Annotated in this window: 23 protein-coding genes and 1 pseudogene; 12 read left to right on the top strand and 12 right to left on the bottom strand. The window is 70.6% G+C overall.

The annotated features are described in order from the left end of the window. Nucleotide 1: 1 nt before the first annotated feature. The 6 genes from ACFWJ8_RS03330 (at nucleotide 2) to ACFWJ8_RS03305 (ending at nucleotide 5,665) form a co-directional block, all read left to right on the top strand. Nucleotides 2-2,041 carry a hypothetical protein gene (locus ACFWJ8_RS03330; protein WP_378808917.1) on the top strand — a complete coding sequence of 680 codons (2,040 nt, stop codon included), beginning with the start codon at nucleotides 2-4 and terminating at the stop codon, nucleotides 2,039-2,041. Continuing rightward, nucleotides 2,034-2,825, top strand: a complete 792-nt coding sequence (locus ACFWJ8_RS03325) for a ribonuclease activity regulator RraA (RefSeq protein WP_378808915.1) — start codon at nucleotides 2,034-2,036, stop codon at nucleotides 2,823-2,825. The genes ACFWJ8_RS03330 and ACFWJ8_RS03325 overlap by 8 nt, the downstream gene beginning before the upstream one ends. Beyond that, nucleotides 2,795-3,736, top strand: coding sequence for an aldo/keto reductase (locus tag ACFWJ8_RS03320; RefSeq protein WP_378808913.1), 942 nt, complete (start codon nucleotides 2,795-2,797; stop codon nucleotides 3,734-3,736). Before ACFWJ8_RS03325 ends, ACFWJ8_RS03320 begins: the two co-directional genes overlap by 31 nt. Further along, the gene (locus ACFWJ8_RS03315) at nucleotides 3,733-4,524 is read left to right on the top strand and encodes an amidohydrolase family protein (protein ID WP_378808911.1); all 792 of its coding nucleotides are present in this window, start codon (nucleotides 3,733-3,735) and stop codon (nucleotides 4,522-4,524) included. Before ACFWJ8_RS03320 ends, ACFWJ8_RS03315 begins: the two co-directional genes overlap by 4 nt. Nucleotides 4,525-4,675: 151 nt before the next feature. Further along, the gene (locus ACFWJ8_RS03310) at nucleotides 4,676-4,870 is read left to right on the top strand and encodes a hypothetical protein (RefSeq protein WP_378808908.1); all 195 of its coding nucleotides are present in this window, start codon (nucleotides 4,676-4,678) and stop codon (nucleotides 4,868-4,870) included. Between the two features lie 84 nt (nucleotides 4,871-4,954). Next, nucleotides 4,955-5,665: a lysophospholipid acyltransferase family protein gene (locus ACFWJ8_RS03305; protein WP_378808905.1), complete on the top strand. Its 711-nt coding sequence runs from the start codon at nucleotides 4,955-4,957 to the stop codon at nucleotides 5,663-5,665. A gap of 98 nt (nucleotides 5,666-5,763) precedes the next feature. On the opposite strand, the gene ACFWJ8_RS03300 is transcribed toward ACFWJ8_RS03305, so the two are convergent. After that, nucleotides 5,764-6,228 carry a hypothetical protein gene (locus ACFWJ8_RS03300; protein ID WP_378809617.1) on the bottom strand — a complete coding sequence of 155 codons (465 nt, stop codon included), beginning with the start codon at nucleotides 6,226-6,228 and terminating at the stop codon, nucleotides 5,764-5,766. A 188-nt stretch (nucleotides 6,229-6,416) separates the two neighbouring features. Continuing rightward, nucleotides 6,417-6,608, bottom strand: a pseudogene (locus tag ACFWJ8_RS03295) (helix-turn-helix domain-containing protein); the annotation flags it as partial. Nucleotides 6,609-6,709: 101 nt separating this feature from the next. Here ACFWJ8_RS03295 and ACFWJ8_RS03290 point away from each other — a divergent pair. Both ACFWJ8_RS03290 and ACFWJ8_RS03285 read left to right on the top strand, forming a co-directional pair. Then, a complete protein-coding gene (locus tag ACFWJ8_RS03290) occupies nucleotides 6,710-7,420 on the top strand; it encodes an SDR family NAD(P)-dependent oxidoreductase (RefSeq protein ID WP_378808902.1) in 711 nt (236 codons plus the stop codon). 161 nt (nucleotides 7,421-7,581) lie between these two features. Further along, a complete protein-coding gene (locus tag ACFWJ8_RS03285; RefSeq protein ID WP_378808899.1) occupies nucleotides 7,582-7,887 on the top strand; it encodes an NIPSNAP family protein in 306 nt (101 codons plus the stop codon). Between the two features lie 26 nt (nucleotides 7,888-7,913). Here ACFWJ8_RS03285 and ACFWJ8_RS03280 read toward each other — a convergent pair whose 3' ends face one another. Then, complete coding sequence (locus ACFWJ8_RS03280) at nucleotides 7,914-8,492, bottom strand: VanZ family protein (protein WP_378808896.1); 579 nt, start codon at nucleotides 8,490-8,492, stop codon at nucleotides 7,914-7,916. A gap of 92 nt (nucleotides 8,493-8,584) precedes the next feature. Beyond that, on the bottom strand, nucleotides 8,585-9,340 hold the full coding sequence (locus tag ACFWJ8_RS03275) for a class I SAM-dependent methyltransferase (RefSeq protein WP_378808894.1): 756 nt from the start codon (nucleotides 9,338-9,340) through the stop codon (nucleotides 8,585-8,587). A gap of 75 nt (nucleotides 9,341-9,415) precedes the next feature. On the opposite strand from ACFWJ8_RS03275, the gene ACFWJ8_RS03270 reads away from it, so the two are divergent. Further along, nucleotides 9,416-10,033, top strand: a complete 618-nt coding sequence (locus tag ACFWJ8_RS03270; RefSeq protein WP_378808891.1) for a sugar O-acetyltransferase — start codon at nucleotides 9,416-9,418, stop codon at nucleotides 10,031-10,033. A 50-nt stretch (nucleotides 10,034-10,083) separates the two neighbouring features. Here the strand turns inward: ACFWJ8_RS03270 and ACFWJ8_RS03265 are convergent, their stop codons facing one another. From ACFWJ8_RS03265 to ACFWJ8_RS03255, 3 genes are all read right to left on the bottom strand, one after another. Further along, complete coding sequence (locus ACFWJ8_RS03265) at nucleotides 10,084-10,452, bottom strand: low affinity iron permease family protein (RefSeq protein ID WP_378808889.1); 369 nt, start codon at nucleotides 10,450-10,452, stop codon at nucleotides 10,084-10,086. Nucleotides 10,453-10,567: 115 nt separating this feature from the next. Then, complete coding sequence (locus tag ACFWJ8_RS03260) at nucleotides 10,568-10,810, bottom strand: hypothetical protein (RefSeq protein WP_378808886.1); 243 nt, start codon at nucleotides 10,808-10,810, stop codon at nucleotides 10,568-10,570. A 368-nt stretch (nucleotides 10,811-11,178) separates the two neighbouring features. Further along, nucleotides 11,179-12,375, bottom strand: coding sequence for an epoxide hydrolase family protein (locus ACFWJ8_RS03255; protein ID WP_378808884.1), 1,197 nt, complete (start codon nucleotides 12,373-12,375; stop codon nucleotides 11,179-11,181). Nucleotides 12,376-12,437: 62 nt separating this feature from the next. Here ACFWJ8_RS03255 and ACFWJ8_RS03250 point away from each other — a divergent pair, with 62 nt between their 5' ends. Further along, nucleotides 12,438-13,454 (top strand): helix-turn-helix transcriptional regulator, encoded by a 1,017-nt coding sequence (locus ACFWJ8_RS03250; protein WP_378808881.1) that lies wholly within the window; start codon nucleotides 12,438-12,440, stop codon nucleotides 13,452-13,454. 27 nt (nucleotides 13,455-13,481) lie between these two features. Here ACFWJ8_RS03250 and ACFWJ8_RS03245 read toward each other — a convergent pair whose 3' ends face one another. From ACFWJ8_RS03245 to ACFWJ8_RS03230, 4 genes are all read right to left on the bottom strand, one after another. Beyond that, nucleotides 13,482-14,063 (bottom strand): dihydrofolate reductase family protein, encoded by a 582-nt coding sequence (locus ACFWJ8_RS03245; protein WP_378808878.1) that lies wholly within the window; start codon nucleotides 14,061-14,063, stop codon nucleotides 13,482-13,484. Nucleotides 14,064-14,205: 142 nt separating this feature from the next. Further along, the gene (locus tag ACFWJ8_RS03240; RefSeq protein WP_378808876.1) at nucleotides 14,206-14,769 is read right to left on the bottom strand and encodes a DUF6578 domain-containing protein; all 564 of its coding nucleotides are present in this window, start codon (nucleotides 14,767-14,769) and stop codon (nucleotides 14,206-14,208) included. 10 nt (nucleotides 14,770-14,779) lie between these two features. Further along, nucleotides 14,780-15,256, bottom strand: a complete 477-nt coding sequence (locus tag ACFWJ8_RS03235; protein ID WP_378808874.1) for a hypothetical protein — start codon at nucleotides 15,254-15,256, stop codon at nucleotides 14,780-14,782. Between the two features lie 252 nt (nucleotides 15,257-15,508). Next, nucleotides 15,509-16,168, bottom strand: a complete 660-nt coding sequence (locus tag ACFWJ8_RS03230; RefSeq protein ID WP_378808871.1) for a hypothetical protein — start codon at nucleotides 16,166-16,168, stop codon at nucleotides 15,509-15,511. 222 nt (nucleotides 16,169-16,390) lie between these two features. Here ACFWJ8_RS03230 and ACFWJ8_RS03225 point away from each other — a divergent pair, with 222 nt between their 5' ends. Both ACFWJ8_RS03225 and ACFWJ8_RS03220 read left to right on the top strand, forming a co-directional pair. Next, the gene (locus ACFWJ8_RS03225; protein ID WP_378808868.1) at nucleotides 16,391-18,301 is read left to right on the top strand and encodes a fibronectin type III domain-containing protein; all 1,911 of its coding nucleotides are present in this window, start codon (nucleotides 16,391-16,393) and stop codon (nucleotides 18,299-18,301) included. Between the two features lie 89 nt (nucleotides 18,302-18,390). Beyond that, complete coding sequence (locus tag ACFWJ8_RS03220; RefSeq protein ID WP_378808866.1) at nucleotides 18,391-19,494, top strand: WxL protein peptidoglycan domain-containing protein; 1,104 nt, start codon at nucleotides 18,391-18,393, stop codon at nucleotides 19,492-19,494. A 158-nt stretch (nucleotides 19,495-19,652) separates the two neighbouring features. On the opposite strand, the gene ACFWJ8_RS03215 is transcribed toward ACFWJ8_RS03220, so the two are convergent. Then, nucleotides 19,653-20,429 (bottom strand): HupE/UreJ family protein, encoded by a 777-nt coding sequence (locus ACFWJ8_RS03215; protein ID WP_378809616.1) that lies wholly within the window; start codon nucleotides 20,427-20,429, stop codon nucleotides 19,653-19,655. Nucleotides 20,430-20,751: the final 322 nt, after the last annotated feature.

The raw sequence follows: 20,751 nt of genomic DNA, 5'->3' as shown, positions 1-20,751 counted from the left end.
GATGCCGGAACCCATCGTCGCCCGGCCGATGTCGGCGATCCCCGCGTGGGCCGTGCTGCAGCGCCGCCTGTTCGACGAGATCGAGGACGCCTGGCGCCTGTTCGCCCGCGACTTCACCGAGCCCGACGGCCGCATCCGGTTCGACGCGGTCTTCGAGGACCGTGACGGCGTCGACGACCTGTACGAGCCGTTCTTCAACTGGCCGGCGTTCTACCTGCTCGGCGGCAGCGACGATGTGCTCGCGGCGGCCAAGCGCCACTGGGAGGGCGTGACCGCTCAGCTCGCCGAGGCCGGCATGGTCACCGGCGAGTACGAGAACGGCTACGACTGGTTCCACCAGGGCGAGTCGCTCATCTTCTTCTACGCGCTGTGCGCCGCCGACCCGGCCGATCCCGCCTTCGCCGAGCGGGCCCGCCGGTTCGCCGAGCTGTACGTGGATGCCGCGCACGGCAACTACGACGGCATCCACAACATCATCACGGCGCCCCACAACGGCGCGCTCGGTCCGCGCCCGGGCCTCAGCGACACCGCAGAGCCGTACTCGGCCGATCGCCGCGAGATGCGCCCGTACGGACTGCCGCTGGAGTACGTGTCCGGCGTCGATGAGTGGGACGACCTGGCCGATCCGGCGCTGGCGACCGCGATGGGCGAGGCGATGCACCGCGCCGCCGCGGGCGATGTCGCCGTGAACCTCGCCGCGACGAGCCTCGTCACCAACCGCTGGCTGTACGACGGCGACGAGGCGTCGGCCGCCTGGCTGCGCACCTACGTCGACGGGTGGCGCGCCCGCGCCGCCGAGAACGCCGGGCTCGTGCCCGACAACGTGTCGCCCGACGGTGTCGTCGGCGGTCTGCACGACGGGCGCTGGCACGGCGGTCACTACGGCTGGACGTGGCCGCACGGACTCCCCTCCGTCGGCATGGCCACGGTCATCGCCGGCATCAACGAGGCCTTCGTCACCGGTGACGACTCCGCGCTCGACATGGCGCGCACCGTGCTGGACACCGTGCTCGACCACGCGATCGTCGCCCCCATCGCCGAGACCCCGTTCAGTCTGCGGGGCGGCTGGCTCGCCCGCTGGGGAGTGGATGCCGCCACCCCGGCGATGCTCGTCCCCCACCGCTTCGGCCGCCACGGCTGGTTCGACTACGGCCCGATGCCCCTCGAGCTGCCGCTGTGGGTGTGGTGGTGGTCCCGTCGCGACGACGACCTCGCGCGCCTGCGCCGTGCGGTCGAGGGCCTTCCGGCCATGGCCGACCCGGTCAAGCCGTTCCGCGACAAGGCCGAGGCGGGGCACGAGGCGCCGTGGCTGGCGTTCCTCGACGGCGACCTGCCCGACTACCCCGAGCGTGCGCTCGAGATGGCGCTCGGCCAGGTGGCCCGTCGCGTCGCGCTGATGCAGGGCGCCGCGACGGATCCGGATGCCGCGCACCTGCACTTCTGGCAGCGGGTGAACCCGGTCGTGACCGAGGTCCTGAGCCAGCTGATCTCGGGCACTCCGCAGGTGCTCTACAACGGCGGCCTGCCGTTCGCGGCCGTGACGTACGAGGATGCCGATGCCGGGCGCCCCGGCCTGCCCCGTGATGTCGCGGCCCTCGTGTCGCGCCTGGACGGCGGCGACCTCGACCTCGCCCTCGTCAACACGTCCGCCACGCGCGCTCGCCGCGTCGTGGTGCGGGCCTCGCGCTTCGGCGAGCGGCGCATCGCCTCGGTCACGGTGCGCACCGAGGCGGACGGCGTCTACCCCGGGCGCAGCACCGCGTACGCGGCCACCCCGGGTTCGCCGATCATGCGTGCGTACGAGCTCGCCCCCGGCGATGACGCCCTCGTGATCACGCTGCCGCCCGCGCACCGCGCCGACCTGACCCTGCACACGGTGACCTCCGGCGCGACGCCGCGGCACCGGGCGCTTCGTCTCGTCGCTGACGCGGCGGTCCCTGAGCTGGGGAGCGCCGGCGACCGAGATGAAGGGCGCTCAGCAACCGGAGCGCTGTCGGAGTCCCCCCTGTCTGTCCCCCTCGAAGGAGCGACCCATGTCTGATCCTGCTGCCCCGTTCCCGCGGCCGGCGTTCGACCTCCCGGTGCGCGGCGACGCCTACCGGCGCGCCGACCCGCAGACCCTGCGCGAGCTGGAACGCGTGTCGTCGGCCACCGCGTGCGCGAAGCTGCACGGCATGGGCATCACGCGCTCGTTCGTCGAGGGCCCGCGGCCGCTCGCCGAGGGGCAGCGCATCGTCGGCTCGGCGATCACGCTGCAGTTCATGCCCCAGCGCGAGGACCTCGCGTCGGGCCACGGCCAGGAGTACGTCGAGCGGCACACGGCCCTGTGGCACGTGCTCGAAGAGGTGAAGCCGGGCGACGTGCTGGTGATCCAGGCGTTCGGCAGCAAGTACTCCGGCTGCATCGGCGACATCCTGGCGCGCTACTTCGTCAAGAAGGGCGGCGTGGGCATCGTGGTCGACGGACGCATCCGCGACTCCGACCGCATCAAGGAGCTCGGCCTGCCCGTGTGGTCGACGGGCACGACACCGCACTACGCGTCGCAGACCGAGCTGTTCCCCTGGGCGTACGACGTGCCGGTCGCCGTCGGCGGCGCCCTGTGCATGCCCGGCGACGTCGTGATCGCCGACGGCGACGGACCTGTCATCGTGCCGCAGGCGATGGCCGGTGCCGTGCTCGAATCCGCCGCGGACCACGAGGACTGGGAGGCCTTCAGCCGCCGTCGCCTCGACGAGGGCGCGCGCCTCAGCGACTACTACCCCCTGACGCCCGACTCGCGTGAGGAGTACGAGCTGTGGCGTTCCGCGCAGGCCTTCGCCCGCTGACGCCGACGCCGGGCGCCTCCGACACCTTCGGTCTGGGCTGCGCGCCCATCGGCAACCTCTTCACGGCGGTCGCCGATGCGGACGCCGACGCGACCGTCGCGGTGGCCCTGGACGCCGGCATCCGGTTCTTCGACACGGCCCCGCACTACGGCGCGGGGGCGAGCGAGGCCCGGCTGGGGCGTGCACTCGCCGGGGTGGCGCGGGACTCGGTCGCGATCGCGACGAAGGTGGGTCGAAGGATCGTGGATGCCGGGGGCAACGGCGTGCCGTCGGGCGCGGTCGGCGCGGACACGGTGGCGGACCTGTCGCGCGACGGGGTGCTGCGCAGTCTGGAGGGCAGCCTGTCGCGTCTGGGCACGGACCGGATCGACCTGCTGTACCTGCACGACCCGATGGATGTGGATGAGGCGCTGCGCACTGCGATGCCCGCGCTCGTTCAGCTGCGTGCAGAGGGCGTCGTGCGGGCGATCGGCGTCGGGATGGTGTGGCCCGATCCGCTGACCCGCTTCGTGCGCGAGGCCGACATCGACGTGGTGATGATCGCCGGCCGCACGACCCTGCTCGACCACCGGGGCGAGTCCGAACTGCTGCCCGCGGCCGCGGAGCGCGGGGTGGGGGTGGTGGCGGCCGGGGTGTTCAACTCGGGCATCCTCGCCGACCCCGTCGGTACGCCGTACTTCGACTACCGGGAGGCGCCGCCGGTGATGCAGGCGCAGGCGCGCGAGCTGTCGGCGCTGTGCGCGCGATCCGGGGTGGAGCTGCGACACGTCGCGGCACGGTATCCGCTGCGCCTGCCCGCGGTCGAGGCCGTGGTGGTGGGCGCCCGCACGGCCGCCGAGGTCGCGGACTTCGCGGGCGCCGAGCGCGCCCCGATCCCGGATGAGCTCTGGGCCGAGCTCGACCGGCTGTGACGATCGTCGACGCCCACATCCACCTGTGGGACCTTTCGCGCTTCTCGCTCTCGTGGTTCCGCGACGGCCTGGACCTGCCGCGTGTGGCGTCGGCCGCGGACTTCCGGGCCGTCGCCGAAACGCGTCCGGTCACCGCCGCGATCGCCGTGCAGGCCGGCGACACCCTGGCCGAGATGCAGTGGCTGCAGCAGGTGGCTGCGATCGACCCCGTCGTCGGGTCGGTGGTGCTCCAGTACGTGCCCGAGCGCGAAGGCTGGGCCGGCCTCGCCACGGCCGTGCTGAACGACCGCGTGCGGGGCATTCGCGTGGCGACCCCCGGCGGCGCGGCCGACCTCTCGGATGTCCCCGGGCTCGACGCGCTGTGCGAGGGCGCCGCCGTGTCAGGTCGCGTTGTCGAATTGCTGGTGCGCCCGGAGCAGCTCGACGCGGTCGCGCTCGTCGCGGCGCGGCATCCGCGCACGACCTTCGTGCTGTGTCACCTCGGGCTCGGGGCCGCGGATCCGTCGCCGGAGTGGGAGGACTCGCTGCGGCGCGTGGCGGCCGAAGCCAACACGGCCGCGAAGTTCTCCGGCCTGGCGACCGCGGCGGGTGCCGCCGGGCGCCTGCACACTCTCGCCGCCACGGCCCTCGACGCCTTCGGCGCCGATCGGCTGATGTTCGGCAGCGACTGGCCGATGTCGGCCCGCGTCGATGGGTATCCACGCCTGGTCGATCAGGTGGAGCGCGCGTGGGGCAGCCGCTCCGACAGGTTCTGGGGCGCCGTCGTCAGGCAGCTCTACGGCATGTGAGGCATCGACGTCGGCGGGGTCCTGAACGCTCCCGACGACACGGCTGCGGCGCACGGTCACGGCGTCGCACGACGGATGCGCCCTACAGTCCTACAGTCGGGTGAGGGCGACATGTGCCCGATCGCGAGGTCCTGACCGTGAGGAGAGCGGCATGAACGAGCAGGAGAAGGACGGCAGCCGGGTCGGCTGGGTCGGCATGCTCGTGTTCGCCGCCGGGTTCACCGGTCTCGGTGTGTGGGGTCTCCTCACCGGCCAGATCGCCTGGGGAGTCGGCTCCGTGCTCTTCGGACTGGTGTGGGGGTTCGCCGCGCTGAGGGCACGGCACAAGGCGAAGTCGGAAGACTGAACCACTGCGTCGGCGACGGCGTCGTCGATGGACGGATGCTGGGAGGCGGGGATCGCACCCGACGATGACGGATAGTGTGGCCAGGTGATCGCGCCTGCTCCGTCGAGCCCTTCCCCTGCGCCGCGGCCGGGCGCCGTCTACTTCGTCGGGCGGGTGATCCTGCGGCCGCTGTTCTGGCTGATGTACCGCCCGCGCATCGTCGGCCGTGCGAACGTGCCCGAGCGTGGGCCGGTGCTGCTGGCGAGCAACCACCTGGCCTCACTCGACACGGTCATCATCCCGACATCCGCGGCGCGGCCCGTCCAGTTCCTCATCAAGTCGTCGTACTTCACAGGCTCCGGGATGCTCGGCCGGTTCAAGAGGTGGTTCTTCACCTCGATCGGCGGCGTCCCGGTGTATCGGGCGACGGGCCGCGACGCCCGTGCCGCACTGGACGCCGGCAGCAGCATCCTGCGGGCGGGGAGCGTGTTCGCGGTGTTCCCCGAGGGAACCCGCTCACGCGACGGAAAGCTGCACGAGGGTCACGGCGGCGCGGCATGGATGGCGCGCGACACGGGCGCGGCGGTCGTCCCCGTCGGCCTGATCGGGACCGGCACCGTCAAGCCGCTGAGCCATCTGCTGCCGGGCAGACCGCGTGTCGAGGTGCACTTCGGTGAGCCGCTCGACCTCGCCGATCTGGAGGGCGTGCCCGACGGAAAGGCCCGGCGTGAGATCACCGAGCGCATGATGGCCGCCATCGCACGCCTGAGCGGACAGGAACGCTCCGGCAGCGTGAACGCGACCTCGCGCGACTGAAGACGCCGTTCCTCGCGACGTCCGGGACCGGGATGCCGGGCCGCCGCATCCCGGATCCCGCCGCCGAACGACCGAGAAAGCGGGTGCAGGTGGGACCGCTATTCGACGAGCGACTGCGTGCCGAGGACGATCGCCAGCTGGAGGCGCTCGGCGTCGTCGGTGCCCGGCGCCGCCGTGTAGACCATGATCCGCAGGTCGTCCTGCGCCACGACGAGGGTGTCGCAGTCGACGGTGATGGGCCCGACGGACGGGTGGTCGATGATCTTGTGGCGCGACTGCTCGGCGGGTGCGGCATCCGTCACCGTATTCCAGAGCGTCTCGAAGTCGGGACTTGCGGCACGAAGGTCGACGACGAGGCGGCGCAGACGCGCGTCCTGGGGATAGCGGGCGACGGTCGTGCGCAGATCGGCGACGAGCCGCGCGACCTGTTCGGCGTGCTCCTCGGTGCTCTGCCGCGCACGGGAACGGGGACCCACGACGTTGCGCCAGACTCCGTTGCGCTCGTTGCCGCGCAGCTCGGCCGTCGACCCCATGAGCGCGTCGTACGGCGCATTCGCGACGATGAGGTTCCAGGCCGCGTCGTAGACGACGACAGGGATGCCGTCGAACCTGTCGAAAGGCGCTGGACGCTCGCCGGAATCCGCGTCGAGACGATTCCCGGGCCCGGGGCGCTGCGCCCGGCCAGCTGGAAGAGGAGGTCGCGCTCGGCGTCCGAGAGCCGCAGGGCGCGGGCGAGGGCCTCGATCACCTGCTCCGACGGTGCGGTCGCGCGGCCCTGCTCGAGGCGGGTCAGGTAGTCGACCGAGATCCCCGCGAGCGTCGCGAGTTCTTCGCGCCGAAGCCCCGCCGCGCGGCGTCGGCCGCCCTGAGGGATGCCGACGGCATCGGGAGACACGCGGTCGCGCCAGCGGCGCACAGCGCTTCCGAACTCCCAGGCTTCCATGCACCAAGTGTGCGCGCTGCGGGCGGCGTTGTCCTGGTACTGCGAGTCCTAGGAGAACGCGACGACTGCCTGTGCCCGCGGCGGCGGCGCACGCTGGACGCATGACAACGACACTCATCACCGGGGCGAACAAGGGCCTCGGCAAGGAGACCGCACGCGTGCTCGTCGATGCGGGCCACGCGGTGTGGCTCGGCGCTCGCGACAGCGAACGCGGACGGGCAGCGGCCGACGAGGTCGGCGCACGCTTCGTGCAGCTCGACGTGACGGACGACGCCTCCGTCGACGCGGCCATGACGACCATCGCGGATGCGGGCACGGGGCTCGACGTGCTCGTCAACAACGCCGGCATCGCCAAGCGCGGCGGAGGCATGACCGAAGCGCTCGACAGTGCGAGCGTGCTCGAGGTCTTCGACACGAACGTCGTCGGGATCGTCCGGGTGACCGAGGCGGCGCTGCCGCTCCTCGAGCAGTCGGCGAACCCCGTCGTCGTCAACGTCTCGAGCGCCCTCGGCTCGTTCTGGGCGACGCACGAGCCGTCGCGGCCCGCGTCGCACTTCGTCTCGCTCGTCTACGGGTCGAGCAAGGCCGCCGTCTCGATGCTCACCGTCCAGTACGCGCGGGCGCACACGAAGGTGAAGTTCAACGCCGTCGAGCCGGGGATCACGGCGACCGAGCTCGGCGGCGGGGACCCCGGCAGCCACCCCGGGCGCCCCGCGTCCACCAGCGCGCAGGTCGTTGCGAAGCTGGCGATGATCGGCCCAGGTGGGCCGACCGGCACGTTCCAGGAGGACCAGGGCGAACTGGGCTGGTGACCGGCCGGCCTCGACAGACTCGGGCAGGGAAGACGAGGCGCGCGGCCCGCCATGTTTGCGCGCATTCTCCGCCACTCTTCGCACGCAGGTCGGTGGTCGTCGTCGCCCCGATTGCTCGTGGGCGAGACTACGGGGGTAGGCCCGATCGCAAAGGAACCCCGATGATCACCGTTCATCTTCGATACGAGATCGACCCTCACAAGCTCGACGACTTCACTGAGTACGGCCGCGCGTGGATCCGGCTCGTCAACAAGCTCGGCGGCACCCACCACGGCTACTTCATGCCCAGCGAAGGTGACAGCGATGAGGCGTTCGCCTTGTTCACCTTCCCGTCGCTGGCCGAGTACGAGCTCTACCGGAACGCCTCGAAGACCGATCCCGAGTGCCAGGAAGCGTTCGAGTTCGCGCGCAGGACCGGATGCATCCGACGCTACGAGCGTCGCTTCCTGGCTCCCGTGTTCTCGTAGCCGGCGCGTCGGCCTCGGATCCGGTGCTATCGCGTCGGGGTCGGATGCTCCACGACGACGTCGCGTTGAGGGCCGTAGTTCAGTGGAGAGGCGACGAAGGCGACCGCGGCCACCAGGGCGAGCGCCGCGACGATCACGCAGATGCGGGTCATGACGACCGACGAACGCTCGCCCGTCATCCGGCGGACGACGACGAAGATCGCCCATCCGATGAGCGCGCCGGAGGTGTTGACGATGAGGTCGGTGGTGTCGAAGCTTCCGGTCGACAGGAGGTGCTGCACCGCCTCGAGCACGAGGCTCGTCACGAGCGCGGCGGCGCCGGCCCGGAACCACGACCAGGTCGGCGCGAGCGCCCCGACGAAGAGACCGAACGGCACGAAGAGCACCAGGTTGATCAGCATCTCGGCCGGCGTGCTCGCCCCCGCGTCTCCGCTCGGCACGAACGGCACCAGCTTGATCGGCCGGGTCAGCCCTGCTGCGGCCCCGATCCAGGGCACCTCGAGCTTGAACAGCACGACCCACGCCAGCAGCGCGAGATAGACCGCGAACGCGACGATGAGGATGCCGCGGCTGCGGCGCGAGGGACGTCTGGCCGAAGTGGTCACACGGCATCCTCTCGCGAGATCCCCTGAACCGCCGAGCTGCGTCGAGCGATCGTCCGACGGCGGCCGCCCGCGATCCGTTCCGAAGTCGGACTTCAGACCGTCGGCTCGTAGATCAGCGCGTCTGTGACTTGCGGGAGGTGCAGGGTGTGCCGGCCCCGGGTGTCAGGGTGCGCGTCGAGCACGGCCTCGACTCTGCGCACGAGCTCGCGGCGTTGCTGTTCGTCGGCCGCCAGGAACGTGCTGACCGTCATCCACCGGTTCAGATAGTCCGCGCGCGTGATCCGTTCGGACCAGGAGAGTCGGATGCTGTCGACCTGGGTGAATCCCGGCACGTCCCGTCGGGGCAAGGCGTCGGCGTCATGGTCGGCATCGGCCGGTTCGTCATCCTGATGGGGGTGAGCGATCAGGTAGGTGTCAGAGTCCCAGGTGCAACGAGGATCCGGGCCGTTCCAGATCAGCGCGAGTCTGCCCGCGGCGGTCAGCACACGGCGGATCTCGCGCGATGCGGGTTCCGGGTCGAACCAGTGATAGGCCTGGGCGACGGTGACGAGATCGCAGCCGGCGTCGGCGAGCGGGATCGCCTCGGCAGTGCCGATCAGCGCGGTCACGTCGGGCAGCTTCCGACGCAGCTCGGCGAGCATCGGCTCCGAGGGATCGACAGCGATGACGCGGTCTGCGCGGGAGACGAGTTGCTCCGTGAACTTGCCCGTGCCCGCGGCGAGGTCGAGCGCCGAGCTCACGCGGCTGGGCGCGACCGCCGCGGCGATCTCGGCGGGGAACCCGGGTCGGAACCGTTCGTACTCCTCGCCGATCGTCAGGAATGTCGCGGCGAGCTCGGCATCAGTCACGAACCCGATGCTAGGCCGGGACGCGGCGAGCGGTACGAATGCCCTCGCCGAGCAGGAGAGCCTCATCGAGTTACGATGTGGCTCGGCAGCGGCATCCAGGAGGCCATCATCGATACGGACTACTTCGCCGGCGACGACCGGACGAACTACGAGCGGATGCTCGCAGGGGACTTCTACATCGCCGACGACCCCGACATCGGCGTTGCCGTGCTCCGGGCCGTCCGCCTCGTGCGCGAGTACGAACAGTCGGTGGTCGCCGACGACGGCGCGGCGGAGCGGATCCTCGCCGAGCTCGTCGGAACCCTCGGAGAGGGCGTCTGGCTCAAGCCGCCGCTGTTCGTCGATCTCGGCCGGAACATCCACATCGGGGCGCGCACGTTCATCAACTCGAATCTGACGGCGCTCGATGTCGCGGCGATCACGATCGGTGAGGACTGCCAGATCGGGCCGAACGTGCAGCTGCTCACCCCGACCCATCCCCTCGATGCCCAGCGCCGGCGCGACAAGCTGGAGGCGGCCGAACCGATCACGATCGGCGACAACGTCTGGCTGGGCGGCGGCGTCATCGTGTGCCCGGGCGTCACGATCGGCGACAACACCGTGGTCGGCGCGGGCGCCGTCGTGACGCGGGACCTTCCGCCGAACGTGCTCGCCGTCGGCAACCCCGCGCGGGTGATCCGCGAGCTCGCCTGAGGCGGATCCTCAGCGACAGACATCGCGAACACGAGCCGGACGTCGCGCTCCTAGCTGCTGCTCTCGCGCTTCTCCAGTCCGACGGCGTCACGCAGTTCGGCGGCCTCTCGCTCGAGCCCTTGCGCACTCATCAGGTGGCTGAGCGAGTCGGCAATCGCGTTCAGTTTGTCCTGCGTCGCGGCATCCGCGCGCTCCTGCGTGTTCTGCAGCAGCGCGACCAGCAGGAACGTCACGATCGTGGTCAGCGTGTTGATGATCAGCTGCCACGTGTCGAGGTCGCGGAAGATGAGGATTGAGGGAGCCCACACCACGACGAGCAGCACGCAGCAGGCGAAGAACCAGGCGCGACTCACGAACTTCGACGCGGCCGTCGCGAATCGATCGAACCAGCCCAACTCGCCGTCCTGCTTCGCTGCCATAGCTCCCTCGATGCTCGCTGACACGTCAACGATGGAGGGTGTTCGAACCCGGTGACGAGCCCCTTGACTTAAGCGAGGCGATGGGCGGGACGTCCTCGGGCGCGTGGACGGAGAGTCACGCGTCGCCGGGGCGTCCCGCTCTGCGCCGCTCGAGGCGCCAGTGGATCTCGTGGGTGGTGGGATGCCGCCATTCGTGCAGCCGGTATTCGAAGCCGGGCAGCAGCACGATCGGGATCGGATCCGGCGAGGCGGGCGCGACGGCGCCGACGACGATCTTGGCGTCGGCGGGGATGAACGGAGACTGCGCGGGAACCGGCGCCGTGATGATCTCTACCGGGTCTTGGTAAGGACGAGCCATGGCGGCACCTTAGCACGCGCAGTGAGACCGCTGAGAGCATGCTTAGGGCGTCTTTACCAGACGCATAGCGGGCCAATAGAGTCTCCTTAGACGCCGGGAAGACGGCCTGAACCCGAGCAGGGTCCGTCACCGGGCGTTCAGCGGTCGCCGGACCGCTGGCATGCTGCGAATCGGGTTGTCACCGGCGTGGATCGGCGCGTTGTCGCCGACTGCCACCGGCACCGGGCGCAGCCACGGCGAGACCGGCGCTCACCGTGAGGGCTGCCTCCTGTCTCGGGGGACCTGGGGGGAGACAGGAGGCGGCTCCCGCACGGGGCGGCGATCGTCGACGGATTCGTCGCGCCGCCCCGTCGGGGTCGTGCGACGGGTCAGCGCAGGGGTGCGAAGAACTCGCGGATGTCACTGCACAGCGCCGCGGGCACCTCCATCGCCGCGAAGTGTCCGCCCTGCTCGTGCTCCGTCCAGAACACGATGTTGTCGTTGTCGCGCTCGGCGAATGCGCGGATCGTGCGGAAGTCGTTCGCGAACACCGACACCCCGGTCGGCGTGTGGTTGACCGGTGCCGGCTGACCGTGCTGCGCGATGCGGGCGTCTTCGTAGTACTGGCGCGCGGCCGAACCCGACGTGTTGGTGAACCAGTACACCGACGCGTTGGCGAGCACCTGGTCGGTCGTGAGGAGGTTGCCGTCGCCGAAGCCGACGATCAGCTCGTTCCACGCGAGGAGCCCGACCGGGGAGTCGGCGAGAGCGTGCGCGACCGTCTGCGGACGCGTCGACTGCATCGCCGAGAACCCGGCGCGGGCCTGGAAGTTCGCGAGGATGCCGAGGGCCTCGTGGTCCTTCGGCGTCAGGCGTTCGAACTCGGCCGGATCGCCCGAAGGGAACGAGAACAGCTGCAGCACGTGCGTGCCGACCAGCCCCTCCGGCGCGAGCAGGCCGAGCTCGCGGCCGATGAGCGAGCCGCCGTCGCCGCCGTGCGCGCCGTACCGCTCGTAGCCGAGGCGCTTCATGAGCGTGTCCCAGGTGGCCGCGACCTTCGCCGACGACCAGCCGCCCGTGGTCAGCGGCGAGCTGAAGCCGTATCCCGGCACCGACGGGATGACGACGTGGAACGCGTCCTCGGCCCGCCCGCCGTGCGCGACCGGGTCGGTCAGGAGGTCGATGAGGTCGACGTACTCGAGGAACGATCCGGGCCAGCCGTGACTGAGCACGATCGGCAGAGCGTCGGCCTCGGCCGAGGGCACGTGGAAGAAATGGATGCGCTGTCCGTCGATGTCGGTGAGGAACTGCGGGTACGCGTTGATCCTCGACTCGACGGCGCGCCAGTCGAAGTCGTCCCGCCACTGCTCGGCCATCTGCTGCACCCAGGAGGTGGGTGCGCCGTAGGACCAGTCGTCGCCGGGTGCCGGCGGCGCGAAGCGGGCATTCGCGAGCCGAGCGCGGAGGTCGGCGACCTCGGCCTCGGGGATCTCGATGCGGAACGGGTGGATCGAGGCATCCGTCTCGCCCTGCACGACGGCAGCGGTGGCGGTGGTGGACAGGACCGGAGTGGTGGTTTCGCTCATGGTCCGAAGGTAGGAGCGAAACAGGCGAGGGTGCTTCCTGATTCATCTGGCATGCTCGAGAAATGTCCACGACCGCCGTGCGCCTGCTGGGACTGCTGTCGCTCATGCAAGCGCGCCCGACGTGGACCGGCCCAGCACTCGCCGAACGGCTCGGCGTCTCCGGTCGCACCATCCGCACCGACATCGATCGGCTGCGCGAACTCGGCTACCCCGTCGCCACGGAGCGCGGCGTCCACGGCGGCTATCGCCTCGAGGCGGGTGCGCGGATGCCGCCCCTGCTGCTGGACGACGACGAGGCGATCGCCATCGCGATCAGCCTGTCTGCCCTCGCACCGCAGCTCGTCGCCGGCGTCGACGAGAGCGCCTCGCGTGCGCTCGCGAAGCTCGACCAGGTCATCCCGTCACGGCTGCGGCAGCAGGTGGCCGCGCTGCGCCACGCGACGGAGACACCGCAGGCGCCCGCGCGCGCCCGCGGCCACGAGACCCCTGTCGCGCCCGACGTGCTCGCGGGACTCGCGACGGCGATCCAGGAGTCCGAGTGGTGCCGGTTCGGCTACGCCAAGGCCACCCTCGGCGACGTTCCCGGCACCGCGGAGAAGCGGCACGTCGAGCCGTACCGGCTCGTCGCCTGGAACAGCCGCTGGTATCTCGTCGCCTATGACCTCGACCGTGACGATTGGCGTACGTTCCGTGCTGACCGGATGCAGCTCGGCCCGCGTACCTTCCGCCGGTTCGCCGCCCGGGAGATGCCGACGGATGCCTCGACCCTCGTCCTGCGCGGCGTCGCAGGTGCCGGCTGGCGCGCCCACGCCCGCGTCATCGTCCAGGCACCCGCAGCCGAGGTGCTTACCCGCATCGACGCGACGGTCGGCACCGTGGAACTGCTCGACGAGTCGACCTCGGCACTCGTCACCGGGGCCGACAGCCTGGAGCGGATCGCGGCGTACCTCGGCATGCTCGGACTCGGCTTCACCGTCGATGAGCCGGCTGAGCTCAGATCGCACCTGCGCGCCCTCGGGGAGCGCTACCTTGCGGCCGCAGATCCTGGTGACGACGGTCCGCGAGCGGCGTCGGAGTGACGAACAGCGGGTGCTGATCGGCGGGATTCAGCGCCGCACGGCGAACCGCAGGTGCAGCACTCGCTCGCCCTGGATCACCACGTCGGGATCCTCCAACAGGTGCCGGCCCTGAGCCGACCCGAAGAAGCGTCTGCCCGAACCGAGCACGACGGGCGCCACGTCCATGCGCACCTCGTCGACCAGACCTGCGGCGAGCAGCTGGCCGCCCACGTCGCCGGCGGCGACTTCGACGATCCGGTCGTCTGCAAGCTCCTGCGCCAGGGCGACGGCCTGCTCGACGCCGTCGACGAAGTGGAACGGCGCCGCCGAGTCCCAGCCGTCGGGCGGGGGCCGGTGCGTCACGACGATCACGTGGTCGACGCCGCTCGGAGGCTCACCGTCCCAGCCGTCGGTCAGATCGAAGACGCGGCGGCCGGCGATTGTCACGGCGATCTGGTCCCAATACGGCCGCACATGGTCGTACGAGGCCTGTGACACCTTCAGCACGCCGCTGTCGTCGAGCGGGACGTCACCGCTCACGAGCCAGTCGAACAGCGGGCCGGGCTGGTCCTCCTCGTCTGCGATGAAGCCGTCCACCGACACTGACGCGTACATGACGACTCTGCCCACGCCGGCCTCCTCGCTCGGGGTGCCTCCACGCTACGCGCGAGCCGTCGGCTTCGCACCCTGGAGCGATCGGGATGCCGGGGCCCCCGGCATCCCGGGTCAGTCGAGCAGTTCCCGGCGCCGCAGCGCGCGGACGCATCGCATTTCAGGCGCGCTCCTCGACGTCGACCAGCCATCCGGCGAGCGAACGGGCGCGTCGCTCTCCCGGCGCATCATCGGCCGGCTCGGCGACGTACGCGTCGGGCGGGTCTTGCTGCGCCTCGGGCAGACGCACGCCGCGGACCGGTTCGAGCGATGCCGAATCCGGGACGGGCACGGTCTCGACGACGTATCGCGTCGGGCGTGTGCCGACGAAGACCCCGTTCCCGAGGTCCTTGCCCGTCATCGGCCAGTCCTCGCCCTCGGCAGGCATCGTCGCGGTCGGCGGCGCGCCATGGCCGGGGCGGCGCAGCGTCCGCCGCTCGATGATCTCGTGTGCCACCGAGTAGATCGCGACAACACGGCCTCGCAGGCGATCGGGGTACTCCTCCTCGTGATGCGACTCGATTCCATCCACCGTCACGGCAAGCGCCGGACCGAGCAACTCGACGAGGTGCTCGCCGGGCGCGCGAGACCTGATGCCGAAGTCGACCTCATCGCCGACCGCGAACGGATCGCCGCAGCAGAGCCATTCCCAGTCCGTCAGCCACACCCGGGTCATGACCGCCATGCACTCCCCGTCACTCTGAGATCGAGAACGTCTCGGGGAGCGTGTCGCCGCTGTCGGGCACCACGCGCTGGAACACATCGCCATCGCGCACATACATCCCTGCCACGGCACCGGTGATGTAGTACTGGTCGGCGGCGTCGCCCGAAAGCATCGTGGGGGTGACGTACAGCAGGTATTGGGCTCCCGTGCTGAGCTTCTCGTCGGTCTGCTGGCGCACCTCGATCACGTCGCCGACCTCGATCGTGCCGGCGTCTGCGTCGACGTTCGACCCGAGCGACGGGTTGGTCGGAGCATTCTCGACCTCGATGGTCGCCACGGTCGCGTCACCGTCGATACCCGAGTCCTGCACCGTCCCGACGACGATGTCGGTGCTGTCGGCGGCCAGCGAGTCCAGGCTGTCGTACAGCGCGTGCCGACTGCCCGACGACGATGTCGCGCATCCCGCCAGGCTCGTAGCGATCAACAGCGCGAGGGTCGAGATCGTCACGGCGTGGCGAACGGTATGCATCCTCACCTCCGGTTGCGCCTCACAGCGCCTGCCGTGAGCATAGCGAAAGAACAGCCAGGTCAATCGCCGGAAATCCCCTTGGCAGCGCGAAGGGGTGCGTGATGTCCTGCCTCCCCGGAGTCACGGCCGTCAGTTCGCGCGATCACGCATTATCCGCGTGACGAAGCCGGTACTTCGCAGGTCGGCGATCCCCCCGAGCACCGCTGATTCCCGGGCCGCCGGCATCCCGGATCAGTCGATCCAGAGCACCACGCCGGTCATGCCGGTCAACACGGCCGTCGCGCCGGCGCGGATGGCGGCGTCGCTGCGCTCGGGGGTGAAGGACGCCTCGTCGAAGTGCGTGGCCGAGCCCAGGCCCTCGCCGCGGAAGCCGGCGCCGGTCCAGTCGACGGCGGTGACGTTGTAGGTGGGCTCGGCCAGTTCCGCGCCGAGCACGAGGAACGACACGTCCAGGTGGTTCGGGGTGACCATCGCGAGCGCGTCGACGAGCGCCTCGCCGGTGCTGACGATGAGGTCGGGCTTCATCTCCATCGCGTCGACGATCGCCCGGATCGGGTTCGCGTCGTCGGCCGTGACGGTGCGCAGGCTGACCTGCTCGTCCGACGACCACTCTTCGACGGCCGCGTTGAGCACACCCGTCGTGGAATCCGAACCGCTCGTGAGCAGAACGACGCGGTAGCCGGGCGAGGGCGAGACACCGTGCCACGAGCCGTCCGCGGGCACCACCGTCGCCTCGGGCGACGGGGCCGTCTGGGGATGGAAGCCCGCCGCCGGAGTGCCGACGACCGTCGGGTCGGCGCGAGGAGTGCTCCAGTCGTCGGTGGCGCAGGCGGTCAGCGTGAGCAGGAGCACGGCAGCGGCGGTCGTCGCTGCGAGGGCGCGGAGAAGCACAGTCGTCCTAGCGGATGGAGGGCGGGATGCTTCCAGCATGCGCGACAGCGCCCACCGGAATCCCCCGGAGGCGGGCCCGTTTGCCCACTGTTCGCTTTGCCGGCGGCGCCCGTTCACGAAGCCGGACGCCGACCGTCACGTGGGGTGGCGAGGCTCGTCTGTCGGAGCCGGGCGATACCCGACGCCATTCCCCCACCCGCTTCCATACAGAACGGAAGACACATGCTTTCGGAAGCAACCTCGCGGCCCTCCGGCCGCGCGGCCCTGTGGCTCTCTGCCGCCGCAGTGAGCGCGGCACTGGCCTTCAGCGGCGTCCTCGTCGCCCCGGCCGGCGCCCAGGCGGCCACCACCGCCGCCTACACGGGCATCGTGCTCGGCGTCGGGGCGGACGAAGCCCAGCGCACGGTCACCTGGTACACCTCGGCCGACAGCGCGCAGGTCGTCCAGGTCGCCCCCACCTCCGCGCTCGTGAACGGCGAGTTCGTGGCCTCGGTGACGACCTTCTCCGCCACCGGCGCCGCGAACATCGCGTCGAGCGGCGGCTTCAACCGTCACGCGACCATCTCGGGCCTGCAGGAGAACACGCAGTACTCGTACCGCGTGGGCTCGGACGGCAACTGGTCGACGACCTCCTCGTTCAAGACGCAGTCGTTCGAGGGCGACTTCGACTTCCTGTTCTTCGGCGACCCGCAGATCGGCGCCTCCGGGAACGTGGCGAACGACCAGGCCGGCTGGGTCGACACGATGAACGTCGCACTCAACGCCAACCCGAACGCCGAACTGCTCGTCTCGGGCGGCGACCAGGTCGAGACGGCGAACACCGAGGCGCAGTGGGACGCGTTCCTCGCGCCCGCTCAGCTGCGCTCCTACCCGTGGGCCGCGACCATCGGCAACCACGACGTGGGCGGCAAGGCGTACGAGCAGCACTTCTACACGCCCAACACCGACTACTCGGCGGACTACTACCGCTCGGGCAACACGGCCACCGAGTCCGGCGGCGACTACTGGTACATCTACAAGGACGTGCTGTTCATCGACCTGAACAGCAACAGCTACAACGACGCCACGGGCGGCGGCGACGAGGCCCACGTGCAGTACGTGACCGATGTCGTGAACGCCCACGGCGCCGACGCGAAGTACACCGTCCTCGTGTACCACCACTCGATCTACTCGGCCGCTTCGCACGCGAAGGACGCCGACAACAAGGTGCGTCGCGTCGACTTCCCGACGACGTTCTCGGAGCTCGGCGTCGACCTCGTGCTGCAGGGTCACGACCACGTGTACACCCGCAGCTACGAGATCAAGGACGGCCAGAAGGCCAACGCGGACGAGCAGCCGGGCGCCAACGACGTGTTCGTCGGCGAGGGTGGGGTCATCTACATGACGGCCAACTCGGCCTCCGGCTCGAAGTACTACGACATCACCGCGCCCGACAACACCGGTACGAGCGGTGCCGGCAACGGCGCCGACCCGCTGAACCCGGGCAGCTACTGGTACAACTCGGTGCAGAGCCAGGAGAAGACCCGCAGCTACGTCAAGGTGCAGGTCAAGGCCGACGAGCTCGTCGTCGAGGGTATCCGCTCGCAGGCGTCGGCGAACGGCGGCGTGGAGTCGAAGATCGACTCGGTCACCATCCACCCGCACCACGCCGACGGCGGCGAGGACCTTCAGGTCATCGTCCCGACCGCGGCGCCGGGCGAGTTCGGCTGGACCATCGACGGTGAGAACGGCCTCGTCGACCTCGGCACCGCCGAGGAGAAGGACGGCTACTTCGAGGCGACCGGCGAGATCAACCCGATCACCGTGTCGGACACGCGTTCGTCGCTCGCGCCGTGGTCGATCACCTCGGTGCTCGGCGACTTCGCCGACGGCGGCAAGACGTTCTCGGGCAGCTACCTCGGCTGGACTCCGAAGGTCGTCACGCCGGGCGCCGGTGCGGTCGCGGGCGCGGCGGTCGCCTCGGGCTTCGACGGGGGCGCCGGTCTCTCGGTGACCCGCGTGCTCGGTGCCGCCGTGCAGGGCCACGACAAGGGCGAGGCGCTCCTCGGTGCGAACCTCGACCTCAAGCTGCCGACCGAGACCCAGACCGGCAGCTACCGCGCGACGCTGACGATCACGGCCCTCGCCGGCTGATCGATCACTGTCACCCCGCGTCCGTGGGAGAGAGCCTGTGCTCTCTCCCACGGACCGTCCCGTTTCCGCTCCACCCCGAAAGCCCACCCGTGAACGCTCGCCCTGCCTCCCCCCGACCGCGTCGTCGCCTCAGCGCCCTGGGCGCGGCCGCCCTCGTCGCGCTCGCCCTCGCACTGCCCGCCGCACCGGCTTCGGCGGCGACCGACGGCGCCGCCGGAACCGACGACGTCAACTGGACCGTCCGCACCGAATCCAACAACTTCGGCTCCGACCGCACCAGCTACGGCTACACGATCGACCCGGGCGGCTCGGTCACCGACGGCATCGTCGTCGCGAACCACGGCCAGGAGCCCGTCGATCTCAAGGTCTACGCCGCCGACGGCTTCACGTCCGAGGACGGTGCGCTCTCGCTCGTCGTCGCGGGCGAGGAGTCCACGGCTGTCGGTGCCTGGATCAGCGCCGACGAGGAGTCCGTCACCGTCGGCCCCGGCGAGACCGCCAGCATCCCGTTCACCGTCAGCATCCCCGACGACGCGACGCCCGGCGACTATGCAGGCGGCATCGTCACGTCGCTGACGGTGCCCGACGCCGAGACCGGTGTGAACGTCGACCGCCGCCTCGGGATCCGCGTCGACCTGCGCGTGGGCGGCGAGCTCGCACCGTCACTCGCGGTCGAGGACCTGTCGGTCTCGTGGAACGGCGGGCTGAACCCGTTCGCGGGCGGCGACGCCACTGTCACCTACACGCTGCACAACACCGGCAACGCGGCGATCGCGGCTGCGACGGCCGCGAAGGTGGGCGGCGTCTTCGGCCTGCTCGCGGTCGATGCTCCCGCGGCCGACGCGGTGCCCGAGCTGCTGCCGGGCGAGAGCCTGACCCAGACGGTCGTCGTCCCGGACGTGCCGGCGCTGTTCGCCCTGATCGGGTCGACCACGGTGACTCCTCTGGTGACGGATGCCGCCGGCTCCCGCTCCCCGATCGCCGAGGTGTCCGCCTCCGCTGTCGGCCTGGCGGTGCCCTGGATGCTGCTCATCATCCTCGCCCTCGTCGCCGCGGCGGTCGTGCTGGTGCTCCGCCGCCGAGGCCGGACCAAGGCCGAAGCGCAGGAGCGCGAGGACGCCCGTATCAGCGAGGCCGTCGCTCAGGCACTCGAAGAGGAGCGGGCGAAGGCCCCGGTCGGCGCCGCCGACTGATCCGTCCCCGCGCACGAAGCGCCCCGCCGCAGCCCAGGCTGCCGGCGGGGCGCTCCGTCGTGTGGGGGCCACCGGTCATTGAGCGAGCGACGAAGGAGCGAGACGAAACGCGAGGGGCGCACGGTCGGCCTCGTTCCGCCGCGTTTCGTCTTCGCGCGCTAGAGCGCGCTCCGCTCAACGACCGGGATGCTTGGCTCAGGTTCCATGGCCGGGGCGTCGGAGACCGTCGAGCCGGAGAGGGATGCGGCATCCACACGGTCCCGGGTGAAGTACCAGAGCACCGCCACCACGGCGACCAGGACGAGGTAGCAGACCACGGGGACGCGGGCGATGCCGTCGAAGACGGGCTGCAGCACGGTGGTGCCGTCGACGCTGATGGCGATGATCCACGCCGAGGCGGCGACGATCGCCAGCGCCGCGATCACGTTGCGGAAGGGGGTGTACGCGCGGGCGTGCGAGAGCCAGATCAGCAGGGGCAGCACGAGCACTGCGGCACACAGCTGGGCCAGCTCGACGCCGATGTTGAACCCCAGGATGGCGACGAGCTTCTCGGCGAACCCGAGGTTGAGGTCGAGGATGGTCGTCGCGAACGCCGTGCCGTGGACGAGACCGAAAACACCGGCGATGATCAGCTCACCGCGGGGCATGAGCGGCTTGATCGCATGGATCGCCGCCACGACGATCGAGACTGCCACGAGGATCTCGACCGGCTTGGTCGGGAACGAGATCACGCCCAGCGACACCAGGGCCAGCGTGATGAGGTGGCCGACCGTGAACGACGTGATGATGAGCGTCGCCCGCAGCACCGCACGCTTGGTGGGGATGGGCTGCGTCCACCGGAACCCGCGCCGCGAACGCACCGCCAGCGACGGCGCGACGATCAGCAGCGTCGTGAGGAACAGCAGGTGGTCGGTGCCCTCGGCGATGTGGAGCATCCCCAGCCACACGACGGAGAAGAAGCCGTGCAGGGGCGTCTGCTGGTCCCGGTCGAGGGTGATCTCGGTGACGCCACCGCCGAGCACGCCGACGACCTCGGGGTCGCCCTCCGCGACCTGGCCGTTGTTCCAGTCGCTCACGAGCGCGACGTACACCTGGTGCGAGGGCACGACGTCGAGGATGAAGTCGTAGTCGAGCGTGACGGCGCCCTCGAGGGGCCGCTCGCCGTCGGCGAAGCGGACCGTCGTCTCGATCGAGTCCTCCCCGTTGACCGTCACGAACCGGGGCTTCTCGGTCACCGTCGGCGCGAGTGCCGACACG

This window comes from Microbacterium sp. NPDC058389, from assembly GCF_042722305.1.
In the GTDB taxonomy this organism is placed as follows: Bacteria; Actinomycetota; Actinomycetes; order Actinomycetales; family Microbacteriaceae; genus Microbacterium.
This window is presented reverse-complemented; position numbering and strand designations above follow the sequence as displayed.

Coding starts and splice junctions, on each gene's coding strand:
- ACFWJ8_RS03330 (WP_378808917.1), top strand. CDS start 2: ATGCCGGAACCCATCGTCGCCCGGCCGATGTCGGCGATCCCCGCGTGG.
- ACFWJ8_RS03325 (WP_378808915.1), top strand. CDS start 2,034: ATGTCTGATCCTGCTGCCCCGTTCCCGCGGCCGGCGTTCGACCTCCCG.
- ACFWJ8_RS03310 (WP_378808908.1), top strand. CDS start 4,676: ATGAACGAGCAGGAGAAGGACGGCAGCCGGGTCGGCTGGGTCGGCATG.
- ACFWJ8_RS03290 (WP_378808902.1), top strand. CDS start 6,710: ATGACAACGACACTCATCACCGGGGCGAACAAGGGCCTCGGCAAGGAG.
- ACFWJ8_RS03285 (WP_378808899.1), top strand. CDS start 7,582: ATGATCACCGTTCATCTTCGATACGAGATCGACCCTCACAAGCTCGAC.
- ACFWJ8_RS03270 (WP_378808891.1), top strand. CDS start 9,416: ATGTGGCTCGGCAGCGGCATCCAGGAGGCCATCATCGATACGGACTAC.
- ACFWJ8_RS03265 (WP_378808889.1), bottom strand. CDS start 10,452: ATGGCAGCGAAGCAGGACGGCGAGTTGGGCTGGTTCGATCGATTCGCG.
- ACFWJ8_RS03260 (WP_378808886.1), bottom strand. CDS start 10,810: ATGGCTCGTCCTTACCAAGACCCGGTAGAGATCATCACGGCGCCGGTT.
- ACFWJ8_RS03255 (WP_378808884.1), bottom strand. CDS start 12,375: ATGAGCGAAACCACCACTCCGGTCCTGTCCACCACCGCCACCGCTGCC.
- ACFWJ8_RS03250 (WP_378808881.1), top strand. CDS start 12,438: ATGTCCACGACCGCCGTGCGCCTGCTGGGACTGCTGTCGCTCATGCAA.
- ACFWJ8_RS03240 (WP_378808876.1), bottom strand. CDS start 14,769: ATGGCGGTCATGACCCGGGTGTGGCTGACGGACTGGGAATGGCTCTGC.
- ACFWJ8_RS03225 (WP_378808868.1), top strand. CDS start 16,391: ATGCTTTCGGAAGCAACCTCGCGGCCCTCCGGCCGCGCGGCCCTGTGG.
- ACFWJ8_RS03215 (WP_378809616.1), bottom strand. CDS start 20,429: ATGCTCCACATCGCCGAGGGCACCGACCACCTGCTGTTCCTCACGACG.